Raw genomic sequence first — 2,096 nt, forward strand, 5'->3', positions numbered from 1 at the left:
AGCAGGGTGGGTAGGGTCTTGCGCATGGAGGCGACTCCTTGTTGATGCTGTCTAGCGATGACGAGTGGCAGTTCTTGGCCTGCCAGGGGATGTCGCCAGTGTAATCAGTCCGCCTGGGGGTATTCTTGATCCAGGGCAAGAGTTGTGCGGTGCAACTTTCCGACCGCCAGACGGCAAGACGCCGGGCCAGGGCCCGGCGTCTTGCGTCAGCGGCGTCTCCGTCAGGCGATCAGAAGCGCAGGGTCACCCCGCCGCCGATGGTCATCGGGTCCACCTTGGCGGTGCCGATACGCTCGCCCTCCACGGAGAGCCGCGAGTCCACGTCGGAGTAGTTGGCGAAGCCGTTGAGCATCAGGTTCTCGGTGATGGCGAGATCCACGCCCACCTGGCCCACGGCGCCGTAGCTGCGGCGGGCGTCCACCCCCTCCGGCTCGCCGGAGAAGCGCGTGTAGTTGAGGCCGGCGCCCACGTAGGGCTGCACGCGGGAGTCCAGGCCGCCCAGCGGGTAGTAGTTGACCAGCAGGTTGACCGGCATCCGGTCGATGGTGCCGCCCAGGTCACCGGCAGAAAATTCATGCTCGATCTTCTCGGAGCTGTTCAGCTCCACGCCGATGTTGTCGTGGAACAGGTAGCCGGCGCCGAAGGTGAAGCCGGTCTCGCCGCTGCTGATGCCGTCGAGCACGCCATTGTCGGAGCGGGTGTCGGACTTGGCGAAGCCGCCGCGCACGAAGGTATCGCCGGCGCTGTAGGCCAGGGCGGCCTGGCTGGCGAAGGCGCAGCTGGCGGCGATGGCGGCGGCGGTGATCAGTCGAGTGGTACGCATGGTCAGGATCCTCCTGTTGCTTCACGCGAGAGCCGAGCCGGAATACCCGGTGGCCTATGACCAAGGTATTATAGAAAACACTGTTTCCAAATGTCCCGTCACGAGTGGTCAAGAATTGTGAAAATTCATTTCACCTTGTGGCGAGCAAGAAGGGGGAGGGGAGACGCGACGGCGCCGGGCATGAGGCCCAGCGTCGTGATGGCAAGATGAGAGTCGATCAGAAGCGGTAGGTGATGCCGCCGCCGATGGACATGGGGTCGATCTTGGCCTCGCCGATGTCCGCACCGCCCAGGCGCACGTCGGCAGAGACGTCGGCGTAGCTCACGAAGCCGTTGAGCATCAGGCCCTGCGCCACGGCGAGATCTACGCCCAGCTGGCCGATGGCGCCGTAGCTGCGGCGTACGTCGATCGGCAGAGGGGTATCTTCACCTGAGAAGCGGGTGTAGTTGAGACCGGCGCCCACGTAGGGCTGCACGCGGGAATCCACACCGCCCATGGGGTAGTAGTTGACCAGCAGATTGACCGGCATCCGATCGACACTGCCGATATCACCCAGTGTCTCGAGGTTGAGGTCATGCTCGACGTTCTCCTGTCCGCTGAGCTCGATGCCCAGCCTGTTGGTCAGGAGGTACCCCACGCCGTAGTAGAGGCCCCGCTCGTCGGAGACATCCAGGCGCAGGTTGTCTGCTGTGAGGTCGCCATTGTTGGACTTGACGTCGGTCTGTGCGATGCCGCCGCGAACGAATATATCTCCGGCGCTGTAGGCCAGGGCCATCTGGCTCGCCATGGCGCAGCCGGCGGCGATGGCGGTGACGGTCAGGAGATTGGTTCTTTTCATCGGGGCATTCCTCTCGTCGAGCTTGGTCGTCGTTCTGGGCGGCAACGTCGTGCCTGGGGTCCTGCATCCTGTACAAGTATGACTATAGAAACGATATTTGCAAAAGTCTTGTAAAGTTTTTACATGGTGCCCATAGCCGTCCATGACGCGCGATCATGGGCAGTCGCGGGTCTTTTTGGGGCACTCGGCCCCGTTAACGGCCATCGCGCTTGTACAACACTTGACGCGGCGCAGCGCCGGGGCTCGCGGGATCGGCGGGAATCGTCTTGACTGAAGGGAGCTGACAAGGAGAGCGCAGATGAGACGCGAGATGGCCCTTCGGCACCCGGCGTGGCGCGAGGCGGTTCCCCTGCTGGTCGCCGCCGCCCTGGCGGTCTGTCTGTTGCTGCAGCCGGGGTTGATTCAGGGGCTGCCCTTCACGCTGCGCTTGCCGGC

Annotated in this window: 2 protein-coding genes; both read right to left on the reverse strand. The window is 63.7% G+C overall.

The window, feature by feature from the left end; all coding sequences use genetic code 11:
- Positions 1-229: 229 nt before the first annotated feature.
- On the reverse strand, positions 230-823 hold the full coding sequence (locus IBX53_RS15880) for an OmpW family outer membrane protein (RefSeq protein ID WP_290911278.1): 594 nt from the start codon (positions 821-823) through the stop codon (positions 230-232).
- A 217-nt stretch (positions 824-1,040) separates the two neighbouring features.
- A complete protein-coding gene (locus tag IBX53_RS15885) occupies positions 1,041-1,661 on the reverse strand; it encodes an OmpW family outer membrane protein (protein WP_290911286.1) in 621 nt (206 codons plus the stop codon).
- Positions 1,662-2,096 lie beyond the last annotated feature (435 nt).

Source organism: Halomonas sp. (genome assembly GCF_014859505.1).
GTDB lineage: Bacteria > Pseudomonadota > Gammaproteobacteria > Pseudomonadales > Halomonadaceae > Halomonas.

Bases quoted from the DNA above. Each gene is read 5' to 3' on its own strand.
- IBX53_RS15880 (WP_290911278.1), bottom strand. From the start codon at position 823: ATGCGTACCACTCGACTGATCACCGCCGCCGCCATCGCCGCCAGCTGC.
- IBX53_RS15885 (WP_290911286.1), bottom strand. From the start codon at position 1,661: ATGAAAAGAACCAATCTCCTGACCGTCACCGCCATCGCCGCCGGCTGC.